This is a genomic window from Mycoplasmopsis cricetuli ATCC 35279 (genome assembly GCF_000526955.1).
GTDB lineage: Bacteria > Bacillota_I > Bacilli_A > Mycoplasmatales > Metamycoplasmataceae > Mycoplasmopsis > Mycoplasmopsis cricetuli.
This window is the reverse complement of the sequence record NZ_JAHB01000005.1, coordinates 1-12,895: the sequence shown is the minus strand read 5'-3', so window position 1 is coordinate 12,895 and position 12,895 is coordinate 1. Positions and strand designations below refer to the sequence as shown.

Below are 12,895 nucleotides of genomic sequence, written 5' to 3'. Positions count from 1 at the left end.
TTAATTGTTTTCATTTACTTTAGATTCTTGTTTAGAATAGTAAATACTTAAAAAATAAGTAACTAACATTTGTACGATTGCACCAACTAAAATAGCTCCAATTCAAAATAAAATTCCAAATCCAATTTGTAAACTCAAATTATCAAATAAATTAGTGCGAGCTAAAAATGATACAAATAATCCACCATGAGGAGCAATTATATTAACTCCAAGTAAAGATGAAATAATTCCTGCAATAGCTCCACCTGCTATATTTGCCGGAATTAAAATTTTAGGTCTTCTTGAAGTGTAAGGAATTGCTCCTTCAGAAATAAATGAAAGTCCAAAAACAATATTTGAAATTTTTCCAGCTTCAATTTCCTCTTTAGTTCACAATTTTCTATGAATAAACATTGACAATGAAATTCCAAGAGGAGGAACCATTCCTGCTGCCATTATTGCTGCCATTGCAATAGAAGAAGTTCCATTTGAAATAGTTAATATTCCAAAAATATAAGCAGCCTTGTTAATTGGACCACCTAAATCAATTGCCATCATTGCTCCCAAAATAAGTCCAAGTAATCATGCTAAATAAGGTTTATCTTGAAAAAGTTGTAAAAATAAAACAAGTCCTAAATTTACAAAAATTAACACAATGTTAACAGCTCAAAATACTAGTGCAATTGTCAAGGTACCAAACAATGGAATAAATAAAATGTTTTTAATCCCTTGAAGAGTCTTTGGAGTTCTTCCAAAAATATATTTTTGAAATACAATAATCATTGCTGCAGCAAAAAAAGCTCCTAAAATTCCTCCAATAAATCCTGATCCTGTTCCTAAAAATTTGCCAGCATCAGCAATTCCAGAATTTTGAATTGCACCAGTTAGAAATCCATAGGTTCCTGAAAGTTGTCCACTAGCAATTGCACCTACAACAAATCCAGGTAAAAGACCTTGTCGTCCTACTAGTGAAAAAGCAATATATGCTGATAAAATAGGAACCATAAGTCCTAAACCAATTTTACCAATATTAAAAATTAAATTTGAAACAGAATGATTAAATCCAAAATTTGCCAAAAAATCTTTTGAATTAATTTCTTGGCCATTGCTAAGACCAATAATGATATCAATAATAAAACCAAGTGCAATTAAAATTCCTCCAAAAACAACAAATGGAAGCATATGTGAAATTCCTGTCATGAGGGATCTATACATTTTTTTACCAAAATTATTAAATCCAATTTCTTCAGATGTGTTTAACTCTAAATTATTTGAATAATTTGATGATTCAATTTTATTTCCTTGATTATTTAAAATTTTTTTAATTTGCTCTTCAGGTTTGTGAATTGCTTTTTGAGTTGAAATTTCTAGTACATTAGAAGAATTAACAAATCGATTTTTTTCAATTTCACGATCAATTGCTAAAATAACTCCTTTAGCTGATTTAATTTCTTCATTTGTTAATGTATTAGTTATTCCATCTGCTCCTTGAGTTTCAACTTTAATATTTAAATTCATTTTTAAAGCTTGTTTTTCCAAGCTTTCTTTAGCTAAATAAGTATGCGCAATTCCAGTTGGGCATGAAGTTACTGCTACAATATCATATGTTGTTTCTAAATTGATTTTAGAATTTTTTGTATTTTTATTTTCATATTTTTCAATTAATTGTAAAAATGAATCCGCATCTAAAACTAAATCTAGTTCTTTTTTGAAATTTTCATTTACAAGTAATTGTGATAATTTAGAAATAACTTTTAAATGTGCGTTTTCTCTTTCGTGATTTGAAAACGCTATTCCAAATACATATTTAACTGGTTGGTTATCAATTGAATTTCAGTTTAAATTATTTACTTTAGCAAAAAGTAAAACTCCTTTTTGCATTAATGAGCTATTTAAATGTGGAATTGCAATTCCTTCTCCAATTCCAGTTGAACTTTGGTTTTCGCGTTCAATAAAAAGTTCGTACAATTGTTTTTGATTTTTTCCATAACCTTTTTTAACTAGTTCATTAGAAAAAAAATTAAGCACATCACTTTTAGACTTAAAAATTTCATTTAAATAAATAGTATCTTTTTCACTAAAAAAATTTTTTAAGTTCATTTAATTTTCCTTTCTTTTACAATAAATATAACTTGTTTTTTTAGTTATAAAAAACAAGTTTAATTGTATTATATATAAAATGCAATAATTTATGGTAAAAATTATAAATATTACTTAATTTTTTAAACAGTTTGAATTTAACTATTAAATGATTTATTTTATTGTTTTTTATTTTTTTAATTTTGCTATAATTGTTTTGCTTATTTATATTAACTATATAATATCTAGATAGAAAGGAATAACATGGCAAGAAGAGACGCTTTAACCGGTAAAGGCCCTCAATCTGGTAACAAACGTTCGCATGCAATGAACGCTTCAAAACGTAAGTTTAATGTAAATTTACAAAAAATTAGAGTTGTTATTGCTGGAGAGAAAAAAACTCTTAGAGTTTCAGCTAAAACTATTAAAACTCTTAAATTAAAAGGTTTAGCATAAATTTATAATAATATTAAAAAATAATAAAAAAACAGTCTGATCAACTGTTTTTTTATTAAATTAAAAATTATTTCTTAAAATAAAATCCAAAAATACCATGATATCTCTGAGCACTAGTTCATAACCTACCATCTTGGTGGGTATCTTTAAAAATAAAGAAATCACAAATATAAGCAATTGCAATTGCACATATAATAATAAATATAATGATTAAAGTTATATAAATAATTCTCCAGATTTTACTTTTTTTAGTTGACACAGCAACTGTTGAAGTTATTACTTGCTCAACTGGTGTGGGTTGCATCATTACAGCTGTTGAATTTGTTTGATTCATAGCTGCCATTTGAGGAGTGTCTTGAACTTGAGGGATCACATGTACAATAGGTGCTTCAACTTTAAGTTCTTGTAAATCTTGCTCAGTAGTTTTTTTGTTAGAAAACCTTGAAACATAAATTCACATACTTAACTTTTTAATTAATTCTTTTCTTGTATGATCATTAAGAATAAACGCTTTTCTTTTTCGAGTATATAATTCTACAATTTCCTTGGTTTCTTTCATCTTTACATCCTTAAATTCATTCTTGATTAAAGTTTTATTATTTTTCACAAAAACAAACTTTTAATAATTATACACTAAAAATATAAATTTTATTCAATTGATTTTTTATCTAAAAGTCAAGCAATTTCTTGTTTGTAAATTGGTCCATTTTCAGTTCATGGAGTTTCCAGAATAATTGGAATATTATCAAAATCAGGATCATAAACAAATTTTTTTAAAGTTTCATATCCAATAAATCCCTGATTAATATTTGCGTGTCTGTCTTTATGGGAATTAAGTTCATTTTTTGAATCATTTAAATGAATTACTTTAACATCTTTTAAAAGATCTAACTCCTTTAGTTTATTTTTGAATAACTGATAGTTTTTTAAATCATATCCAGAATCTCACATGTGACATGTATCAAGACATACAGCTAATCTTGGAGAATTAACTCAACTTAAAACATACTTTATTTGTTCGAAATTAATTCCTATTTCACTTCCTTTACCACTCATAGTTTCAATACAAATAATTACATCTTTAGTTTTACTAATGATATATTTTAAACTATCAACTAGAGTATCAAGTGCTTCTTGAGGTGAGTAAGTAGTATACGCTCCAGGGTGTAATACTAAATATTTTGCTCCTATGTAATTCATTCGCTCTATTTCTTGAATTAAAAAATCACATGAAAAATCTGCTTTTTCAGGGTTAGCAGGATTAACAATGTAAGGAGCATGGACAATAATATCTTCTTTAGGGATATAATTTTGAAATAATTCTTCATATCTTTTAAGCTGATAATGTTCAACATTTACTCGTAATGTAGTTTGTGGAGCTCCTAAATAAATCATCAATGTATTTGCACCATTTGAAAGTGATTCCCCTACTGCACCAACTAAATAACCAGGCTTTTTAAATGAAATATGTGATCCAAGCTTAATCATTTTACTCCTTAATTTGATTTTTATTAATGTGACTTTGTAAATGCTGTAAAAAAGCTCCAGCAATAACTGCAGAAGGAATTGCAATAACAGCAATTCCCATAATTGAGATAATAATTACTAACATTTTAGCAGTAACTGATTGTGCAGAAAAATCTCCATACCCAATTGTTGTTAATGTAATGGTTGTAAAATATAATGAATCTCAAAAATTGGAAACAGCATTGCTTGGTATTTCTGGATAATTAAATCCTAATCATTTTAATTGTTCAATACTATAATGTTGTAGTATATTATAAGTTTTTCCTTGAATATATCCTTTTGCGTTTGGAAATTGTTGTAAAAATTTATTTGTAAATTCTTGTTGTTTTTGATTAAAAAAACTAATTTCTGTATTTCAAATTACTAAAGCAAATAAAAAGATAATCACTAACACAATAAAAAAAACATTAATTAATACCTTTTGTTGCGATTTACAAACTAAAAAAATAATTTTAAAAGGTGCAAATACTTGTAAAACTAAAAATAATCTCAAAATTCTTACTATTGAAAACCCAGTTAAAAAACTTAAAAATTTTTGATTTATTTTTTCTAAATTAACAAATAATCCAATTAAATTAATTGATGCTAGAATACATAAAATTATTACAATTGAATGATATGTTATTAAAAACCTCAATCCAGTTAAATAGCTTTTACTATTTTTTTGATAATGAAATTGATATGTAATTAAGTGTAAAATAAAATCAGCACTAAAAATAAATATAACAGGTATTTGTCCAATTGTTATAATTGTTTTAACTGATAGTGAAACTTCACTTCCAGTAGGTATAAATACATTTGCAAATGAAATTAAACAAGCAAAAATAATTATTGTACTATAAACATATCGTCAAAATTTTATTTCTCTAGTTTCTTTATCTGTAAGCGAACTAATATCATAATTAACTCATACTATTAAGCTAAGTTTTTTTAGTGTTTCTTTTAAAAAATTTTTATTGTTATTTAATTTAAGCATATAACAAATAATATCACATTGAACATTAAAAACTTTGCAAATTAAATTTTAAAATTAATTTAAAATTATTCTTCATGAATTAAAGCAAATTCTTTACTTTCTTTTTGATTCATTTTAGATAATTTAAATCTAGTATTAGCAATGTAGTCATCAATTCTCATGCAATGATGACTAATTCTTTCTAATGAACGTAAAACTAAATCAAAATCAAAACCTTTTTTCAATTGAAGTTTTTGTGATTGTTCATTTTTAAGTCGCTGCAAATTAATCTTCAAGAAATCATGCGATAACGCTTCAATATTGTTATTAATTTTTTTAATCGCTCTACTTTCTTTAATATTATGCTTATCAATTTGAGTGGTTACTTTTTTAATCATCATTCTTAAAAGAGATAATATTTCTCTTGTTTCATTAATTAACTCTGAATCAACATTAAAAAAAAGTTCTTTTTTAGAATTAAAAACTTTTTCAAATTCTTTAATAACTTTCAAACCCAAATTCATAACCTTATCAATTGAGCGAGAAGATAGAATTAAAGAAAGATGAAGTTGTGCTTCTTCTTTTGATAAATTATTAGCGCTAATTTTAACTAAATAATTATAAATATCAGTGCGTGTATTGTCAACAATTCTTTCAAGTTCATTATAACGGTTTAAAATCTTATTATTTCCTGTTTTTAAATAATTTGCAATAATTTGCAATCCCTCTGTAGAAATAATAGATAATGTGTAAATTGCTTTTTTAACTGCTTGAAGCGATAAATAAGTATTTTCTTTAATTAATTCATCAGGTAAAATAATTTCAAATTCTTTATCAATTTTTGATTTACCTTTAACAATAAAATTAACAAATTTTTCTAAATAAGAAATAAGTCAGATAAAAATTGATACTAAAATAATATTAAATAAAAGGTGTCCTACTGAAAGTTGAAATGATTTAATATCTGGATTAGAATCTGGAATAATTAATTTAACAAAATCTGAATATCATGATAATGGATATAAAAATGGAAGTAAGATAAATGATATTGAAAAATTAGTGATGCCCCAAATTATAGCTATTTTTTTTGAATTACTATTATTTGAAGCAAATGATACAATTAATCCAGTAATAGTAGTTCCTACATTAGCCCCAAGCACTAGACCAAGTGCTGAATTAAGTTTGAGTGCACTTTCTCCAGCACTAAATAAAGTCTGATAAAGAGTGACAGTAGCACTTGAAGATTGTAAAATTCCAGTAAATAAAAATGAAATTAAAAAAGCACTTCAAGGATTCTTGCCCATTACTACTAAAATATCTCTAAAAAAATCTTGTTTAATTAATTGTTTAGATTGACTAGATAAAAGTTTTAATGAAAAGAAAATTAAACCAATTGAAAAAATAATCATAAAAATAGTTTGTCATTTAATTTTTTTGGTAATTAAAAATCCAAAAACACCAATAAACAACAATAAAATAAAATACTGTGTAAAACCAACTGAAGGTTCAAGTGCCACAACAATTGAGGTTGTTGCTGTTCCAATATTTGCTCCAAGTAAAAAAGCAATAGCAATTCTTAAATTAATTAATCTTGCTGCAAGTAGGCCCATAATAAGAGCAACTGCTCCATCTGAAGACTGAATCATAGTAGTTACTAACATTCCAATAAGCATAGCGATAAACCTATTTTTACTAATAAATTTCATGATTTTATTAAATTTCACATCACCAATTGTTTTAAGTGATGTTGAAAGTGTTTTTGTTGAATAAATAAAAAGTGCAAGTCCTGCAATCGCAAATAAAATAGTTGTTGCCAAAGATGATCCACTTTGAATTGATGATACTTGATTTTTTGAAAATAGTGATGTTAACATTGTTTACTAAAAATACTAAATTATACTTAGTTTTTTCATCCCTTTTTATTTTTGTTATATTATTAATTTCAATATAAATACAATTATCAAAATAATAATAAAATTAGTTATAACTTCATTATTATAGTAAAAAAATTAAATTTTTTAGTTTAATAAAAATAAAAAAGCTCAAATTATAAAATTACTAAATAATCTTACAATTTGAACTTTTATATTATCTTAAAAATTAAACAAGTTCAATAATAGCCATTCTAGTTGCATCACCTAAACGTCTTGGAAGTTTAATAATTCTTGTATATCCTCCATTGCGTTCAGTATATTTTAATGCCACCTGATCAAATAACACTTTTAATGCGCTTTGATTGTCTTTGTTTTTAATATCACGTAAATATCCAGCAGCTGCTCTACGATTTGCCAATGTAGGATTTTTTGCTTTAGTGATCATTTTTTCAGTGTGTCTTCTTAATTCTTTAGCTCTAGTTAAAGTTGTTTGAATTCTGCCATTAATAATAAGTTCACTTACAAGTGAACGCATTACACCTTTTCTTCATTTTGTGTCACGTGAATAAATTTGTGTTGGATTTGCCATATTACTCATCCCCCTCTTTTAATGAGAAACCATATTCATGTAATTTTTCAATGATTTCTTCAAGCGATTTTTTACCTAAGTTTTTTGTTTGTTCTAATTCTTCATAAGTCATTTTAGCAACTTCGCTTAATTTAGTTTTCTTAATCTTTTTAAGAGCATTAAGTGAACGTACTGATAAATTAATTTGATTGATATCAATTTCAGGTTCTTGAACTACTTCTTCTTGTTTTTGCTCTTCTTTAAAAATATTAACATCAACTTTATCAACTTCTCCAATAACTGAGAAATGTCCAATTAAAATTTCTGCTGCTTGTTTAATTGCTTCTTTAGGAAGTACAGTTCCATCTGTTTTAACAGTAAATTCGAGTTCTTCTTCAATTTGTGATGAAACTGAATTTAATTCTCTAACAAAATAATTAACTTTTTCAACTGGTGAAAAGTTTGAATCAACAGCAATAAATTTACCTTTTTTAATATTTGATTGTAATTGATCTTCAATTCTATTAACTAAAAGTTTATTTTCTTCAAAAGAAGCAAAACCTCTACCTGCTCGAAGAAAAATTTCTAATTTTAAAGCATTTTTAGCTTGAACAGTTGCAATTTCAATGGTTGGATCAACCACTTCAATTTTTGGATGACTTACTACTTTAACTGATTCAGCATGAATTTTTCCAGTTGATTCAACGACAAGTTCTGCTTTAACAATATCATCTTCTGAAAGAATGTCAGGAAGATAATTAAAACGAACTTTTCTTAAATTCATTAGCAAACTTGGTACATCTTCAACAACATCTTTGATAATTTGAAATTCATGTTCAACACCTTCAATTTTTACACAAAAAGGAGCAATTGAAGTAATATTTGATAGCAAAATTCTTCTAAGTGCAACCCCTAATGTGTTTCCAAAACCTCTTTCAAGTGGTTTAATTTGATATGTAGTGTTAAATTCGCTTTCATTATTTGTTGATGTTTTTTGTAGGTACTCTAGTTTTTTCATTTTTTCCATGTTTACCTCAATTTGAAACTATTTTTTAGCGCGTTCACGTTTTAACACACGTTTTGGTGGTCTAGTACCATTATGAGGTACTGGAGTGACATCTTTAATTTCAGTTACTGTAATTCCTGAAACTTCAATTTGTTTTCTTGCTGCATCTTTTCCTGATCCAAGACCTTTAAGTTCAACTTTAACTGATTTTACACCATGCTCTTTTGCACCTTCTGCTGCTGCTGCTGCTGCAAGTCCTGCTGCATAAGGGGTTTTCTTTTTAGTTCCTTTGTATCCAATTGCTCCTGCACTACTTCATGCAATTACATCTCCTTTTTCATCTGAAAAGGTAATAATAGTGTTGTTATTTGTTGAATGAATATGTGCAATAGCTGTTGTGATATTTTTTTTCTTACTTTTACGAGCCATTATTATTTACCTTTCTTTCCAGCTACAGTTTTTCTTGGACCTTTACGAGTACGTGCATTTTTTTGAGTTGATTGTCCACGTACTGGAAGTCCTTTTCTGTGTCTAATTCCACGATAACATTTAATTTCCATTAAACGTTTAATATCTAAAGTAACTTCTCTTCTAAGATCACCTTCAACTTTTAAATTAGCTTCATTTAAATATTTGGTTGCAGCTTCTCTAATTGTAATTAGTTGTTGTTCTGTAAGGTTTTTGACACGTTCATTAACATTAATATTTGCTTTTTCACAAATTTTTTGTGCAGTTGTTTTTCCAATTCCATAAATGTAAGTAAGTGAGATAACTACACGCTTATCATTTGGAATTTCAACATTTAAAATTCTTGCCATTATTTATTTCCTTTCTAACCCTGTCTTTGTTTGTGTTTTGGATTAATACAAATAACACGAATAATACCTTTACGCTTAATAATTTTACAGTCTTTGCACATTGTTTTAACACTTGCTCTAACTTTCATTTGTTATCTCCTTTTATTTGTGACGATATGTAATTCGTCCTTGAGTTAAATCATAAGGACTAACTTCCACATCAACTGTATCGCCTGGTAAAATACGAATGTGATTAACTCTCATTTTACCTGAAATATGAGCTTTAATTGTGATTCCATTTTCTAATTCAACTGAATATAAATCAGATGAATAAGCTTCTTTAACCACAGCTTTAAATTTGATAGCATCTTTTGCCAAATTAAATTCCTTTCGTTAAGACTATTCCACGTCCATTTTTAATTAAAACAGTGTGTTCATAGTGGGATGTGTTGCTTTTGTCACTTGAAACAATTGTTCATCCATCTTTTAACGTTTTGATATGTGGAGTTTGGGTAATCATTGGTTCAATACATATTACCATTCCATCATGAAGTAACATTCCAGTACCTTTTTGTCCATCATTTGGAACATTTGGTTCTTCATGTAGATCTTTTCCAATTCCATGTCCACAAAATTCTTCTGGAGTATAAAAACCCTCTTTTTTGATATAACTTCCAATTGCATGTGAAATATCACCAATACGAGCTCCTTTTTTAATTGCTTTTAGTCCTGCCTTAAAAGCATTTTGAGCTACATCAATTAATTTTTGATTTTCAGGTGAAATATTTCCAACACCCATTGTAAAAGCACTATCTGAGTGATATCCCTTTCATTTGCATCCAAGATCTACACTAAGTAAATCCCCATCTCTAAGTACATAATTACTTGGAATACCATGGATCAATTCATCATTTACAGATATGCAGGCTGTAGCGGGAAAACCATAAAGTCCGAGAAAGGCAGGTATAGCTCCCCTTTTATTTATTTCATTAAAAGCTAATTGATCAATTTCTTTTAATGAAACACCTGGTCTTACAAAGTCATAAATAATTTGCTTGACTTCTGCCAAGATTTGACAACTTTTTGTAATTTTATAAATTTCACTTCTTGTTTTAATTAATGATTTCTTCATATAAAAAAATATACTTTTAAAAAGTATATTCATTTTATCATTTTATTGAATTTTTTCAAGAATTTTTCTAGCTATTACTTCAGGATTATCAACTGAATTTAACTGAATTAAATTTCCTTGTTGTTTATAATACTCAATTAAAGGCTTAGTTTGTTCATTATATAAATTCAATCTTAACTTAATAGCTTGTTCTTCATCATCCTTACGAATAATTAATAAATTATTATCATAATTGCACAAATTAGGAATTTTTGGAGGTTGAAATTTAATGTGATATCCTGTTTTGCATTTAGGACAATATCTTCTTCCACTAAGACGTTCTAAAATAATTTCTTCAGAAGCTTTTAATTCAACTACAACAAAATTTAGATCTTTAAGAGTATTTAAAAATTTAGCTTGTTTAAGAGTTCGTGGATATCCATCTAAAATAAAATTTTGATTTTGAGATTGTAATTGTTCAATAGCATTTTTTACAATTAAATTAGTTATTTCATCAGGAACATATCCACCAGTAGTTACAATTCTTTCAACTTCTTTACCTAAGGGACTTTGATTTGCAATTTCTTCACGAAAAATATTTCCAGTTGAAATGTGTTTTAAAGAACTTAATTTAGTAATCAAATTTGCAACAGTCCCCTTTCCAACACCAGGTTGGCCCATGAAAATTAAATTTTTGTTTATCATAATAATCCTTTTGATTTTTCATTTTCATCATCACTATTAAGATAAATAATTGAATTAAGTTTAGCTTTTGAAAGCTTACTTGATTTATGGCGAGCAAATAGTTGTGCTACTGTTTCAAGTGAGACTGATACTAAAATCATAAGTGAAGTACCACCAAATGAAATACTTGGATTTAAAATACCTGTTAAAATTTGGATAAATTGAAATGAAGCTACAATAACTAAATAAAATGCTGAGAATAAACTCAATCTAAAAACAATTGAAATTAAATAATCTTGAGTTTCTTCTCCAGGTCTAATTCCAGGAATAAAAGTTGAATTTTTAGCAAAATCTTCTGCAATTTTATCAACTCTTGATTGTTGCAATCCCAAAATAATTGAAAACACAAAAGTGATAACAATTAATAAACTAAGACCGATTGGTTGAGTAAATTGCATGTTTAAAAGAATTCAATTCTTTGATGGAGAAGATTCAGGAAGCAAATTAGCAATCATATTCGGAAATGAAAGTACCATCATTGCAAAAATAATTGGCATAATTCCGCCTGGATTGACTTTAATTGGTAATTTACCCATTTCTTTAATATTTTTACTTCTACCAACTCCAATTTGTTGGATTGGAACCAATCTTTCAGCATTATAAACAATTGATAAAACTACAATACATAAAATATAAATTAAAATATAAGTTAAAAAATTAATCACTCCAACTAAAGCTCCACTTGAATTTTTTAAATCTCCTACAAAATAATTAAATGCACTTTGAAATTGAAATGGCAATCTTGCTGAAACTCCAACAAAAATAATTAAACTTGTTCCATTCCCAATTCCTTTATTGGTAATTTGTTCAGAAATAAATAAGGCAAATAATGATGCTGAAGTTAAAATCATTGGCACAATAAATCATTGTAATAAACTAACAGAAAAACCTATATCTTGAACAATTTCAATAAATGGAGTTCTTCCAGTTGTAAGTGAACGCATTAAAAATACCGCTTGTGGATAGGCAATTATAAAAGTTAAGGCTCGAGTTATGATGTTAATTTTTTTTCGACCATGTGGTCCTGATTGAGACATTTTATATATTGGAGGACAAATTCTAGTTTGCAAAATAGTCATAATAAGAGATGCATTAATAAACGGACTAATACCAAGCGCAAACAATGAAAACTGCCTTAAACCTCCTCCTCCAATTAAGTTTAAAGTACTGACAAAAGAATTTTGATCATTAAGTAAATTTGGATTGGTTAATCTAATGAATGGTGCAGTAATAGTGGTACCCACTACAAAAATACCTAAAAGCAAGAAAGTATATAAAATCTTTCTTGTTATCTCTTTTGAATTTCAAAAACTTTTTCAGTTATTTTTAACTGTGTAAAATAACATAGATAAATGATATAAAATATTTTTCATTAAGGGTTTTTTCACCTTTCTAAAATACTTTTTAATTATACAAAAAAAGTCCAAAAATAAATGCTTTTTATTAACTAAAATTGATTATCTTTTTTTTTTTTTTAAAAAAAAAAAAAAAAAGCACCATGTGGTGCTATGCACTTTGAAAACTGAATAGTAAACTAATAATTTATTAAAATGTCTGTTGAATTCATCTTAACTTTTAAACCTATCAATTTATTAGTAATGGTCAGCTGAATGTATTACTACACTTACACTTCCATCCTATCAACCTCGTAGTCTACAAGGAATTTCAAGGGAATACTTATCTTTGAGGAGGCTTCCCACTTAGATGCTTTCAGCGGTTATCCTTTCCGTACTTAGCTACCCAGCTATGCTCCTGGCGGAACAACTGGAACACCAGTGGTACGTCCACTCCGGTCCTCT

At 27.1% G+C, this 12,895-nt stretch carries 15 protein-coding genes and 1 rRNA gene; 1 reads left to right on the top strand and 15 read right to left on the bottom strand.

The features are described 5' to 3' along the window. Entirely contained in the window at positions 1–2,079 is a 2,079-nt protein-coding gene (locus U744_RS04195) for a PTS fructose transporter subunit IIABC (RefSeq protein ID WP_036431772.1), read from the bottom strand. Positions 2,080–2,322: 243 nt separating this feature from the next. On the opposite strand from U744_RS04195, the gene rpmB reads away from it, so the two are divergent. Next, on the top strand, positions 2,323–2,514 hold the full coding sequence (gene rpmB / locus U744_RS0101870; protein WP_025755401.1) for a 50S ribosomal protein L28: 192 nt from the start codon (positions 2,323–2,325) through the stop codon (positions 2,512–2,514). A gap of 67 nt (positions 2,515–2,581) precedes the next feature. On the opposite strand, the gene U744_RS04820 is transcribed toward rpmB, so the two are convergent. The 14 genes from U744_RS04820 to U744_RS0101800 form a co-directional block, all read right to left on the bottom strand. Beyond that, a complete protein-coding gene (locus U744_RS04820; protein ID WP_025755400.1) occupies positions 2,582–3,073 on the bottom strand; it encodes a hypothetical protein in 492 nt (163 codons plus the stop codon). An 89-nt stretch (positions 3,074–3,162) separates the two neighbouring features. Beyond that, positions 3,163–4,002, bottom strand: coding sequence for a deoxyribonuclease IV (locus tag U744_RS0101860; RefSeq protein ID WP_025755399.1), 840 nt, complete (start codon positions 4,000–4,002; stop codon positions 3,163–3,165). A 1-nt stretch (position 4,003) separates the two neighbouring features. Then, positions 4,004–5,017, bottom strand: coding sequence for a potassium channel family protein (locus tag U744_RS0101855; protein WP_025755398.1), 1,014 nt, complete (start codon positions 5,015–5,017; stop codon positions 4,004–4,006). A gap of 65 nt (positions 5,018–5,082) precedes the next feature. Next, on the bottom strand, positions 5,083–6,870 hold the full coding sequence (locus U744_RS0101850; RefSeq protein WP_025755397.1) for a Na/Pi cotransporter family protein: 1,788 nt from the start codon (positions 6,868–6,870) through the stop codon (positions 5,083–5,085). 226 nt (positions 6,871–7,096) lie between these two features. Beyond that, positions 7,097–7,459 (bottom strand): 50S ribosomal protein L17, encoded by a 363-nt coding sequence (gene rplQ / locus U744_RS0101845; protein ID WP_025755396.1) that lies wholly within the window; start codon positions 7,457–7,459, stop codon positions 7,097–7,099. A gap of 1 nt (position 7,460) precedes the next feature. Beyond that, positions 7,461–8,465 (bottom strand): DNA-directed RNA polymerase subunit alpha, encoded by a 1,005-nt coding sequence (locus U744_RS0101840; RefSeq protein ID WP_025755395.1) that lies wholly within the window; start codon positions 8,463–8,465, stop codon positions 7,461–7,463. Positions 8,466–8,483: 18 nt separating this feature from the next. Further along, the gene (gene rpsK / locus U744_RS0101835) at positions 8,484–8,873 is read right to left on the bottom strand and encodes a 30S ribosomal protein S11 (protein WP_025755394.1); all 390 of its coding nucleotides are present in this window, start codon (positions 8,871–8,873) and stop codon (positions 8,484–8,486) included. A gap of 2 nt (positions 8,874–8,875) precedes the next feature. Beyond that, positions 8,876–9,262, bottom strand: coding sequence for a 30S ribosomal protein S13 (rpsM, locus tag U744_RS0101830; protein WP_025755393.1), 387 nt, complete (start codon positions 9,260–9,262; stop codon positions 8,876–8,878). 14 nt (positions 9,263–9,276) lie between these two features. Next, positions 9,277–9,390: a 50S ribosomal protein L36 gene (gene rpmJ, locus U744_RS0101825; RefSeq protein WP_025755392.1), complete on the bottom strand. Its 114-nt coding sequence runs from the start codon at positions 9,388–9,390 to the stop codon at positions 9,277–9,279. Between the two features lie 13 nt (positions 9,391–9,403). Then, complete coding sequence (infA, locus tag U744_RS0101820) at positions 9,404–9,619, bottom strand: translation initiation factor IF-1 (RefSeq protein WP_025755391.1); 216 nt, start codon at positions 9,617–9,619, stop codon at positions 9,404–9,406. Between the two features lies 1 nt (position 9,620). Beyond that, a complete protein-coding gene (map, locus tag U744_RS0101815; protein WP_036431769.1) occupies positions 9,621–10,373 on the bottom strand; it encodes a type I methionyl aminopeptidase in 753 nt (250 codons plus the stop codon). Between the two features lie 42 nt (positions 10,374–10,415). Beyond that, on the bottom strand, positions 10,416–11,057 hold the full coding sequence (locus U744_RS0101810) for an adenylate kinase family protein (RefSeq protein WP_025755389.1): 642 nt from the start codon (positions 11,055–11,057) through the stop codon (positions 10,416–10,418). Then, the gene (gene secY, locus U744_RS0101805) at positions 11,051–12,469 is read right to left on the bottom strand and encodes a preprotein translocase subunit SecY (RefSeq protein ID WP_025755388.1); all 1,419 of its coding nucleotides are present in this window, start codon (positions 12,467–12,469) and stop codon (positions 11,051–11,053) included. Before secY ends, U744_RS0101810 begins: the two co-directional genes overlap by 7 nt. A 198-nt stretch (positions 12,470–12,667) precedes the next feature. After that, positions 12,668–12,895: ribosomal RNA gene (locus U744_RS0101800) — 23S ribosomal RNA — on the bottom strand; the annotation flags it as partial.